Annotated in this window: 1 protein-coding gene; it reads right to left on the reverse strand. The window is 44.8% G+C overall.

Annotated elements, in window-relative coordinates; genetic code table 11:
- Positions 1–551: DegT/DnrJ/EryC1/StrS family aminotransferase (locus AB4486_RS23105; RefSeq protein WP_372118848.1), on the reverse strand; the 551-nt coding region annotated here is incomplete at both ends.

Consider the following 551-nt stretch of genomic DNA (forward strand, 5'->3'; position numbering starts at 1 on the left):
GTTTGTGCCCGCAAGGATCTCTTCTCTACTTTTTTTATCTGGGCAAATAATGGCATTTAACCAGTAATTCGACTCAGCATAATCTGGCTCAGTAACAAACTGAAAATCAGTCCCACTGAAAAGATTTTCGTAGCATTTTGCCAGTTGTCTTTTTTGCTTTAAGTACTGCTCAATAACTTCCATCTGTGCACAACCCAATGCTGCGTTTAGATTAGGCATGCGGTAGTTAAAGCCCGGTTCATCATGGAAAAACTCGTAGGGGTGAGGCACTTTCGCTGTCGTCGTGACATGCTTGGTTCGTGCTCCTAGTTCCTCGGTTTTACATAGAACCATACCGCCACCACCAGTCGTGATGATTTTATTGCCGTTGAAGCTGACCGCACTCACGTCACCCATTGTCCCTGTGTGCTTACCCTTATAAAAAGAACCTAGGCTTTCTGCAGCATCTTCGACTAAAACAAGGTTCCATTTGAGGCAAACTGCAACCAACTCATCGAGCTCCACAGGGTGACCAAACGTATGCATAGGGACAACTGCTTTAATTCGTTTGC

Source organism: Vibrio sp. 10N.222.55.C6, assembly GCF_041473395.1.
Taxonomy (GTDB): Bacteria; Pseudomonadota; Gammaproteobacteria; order Enterobacterales; family Vibrionaceae; genus Vibrio; species Vibrio crassostreae_C.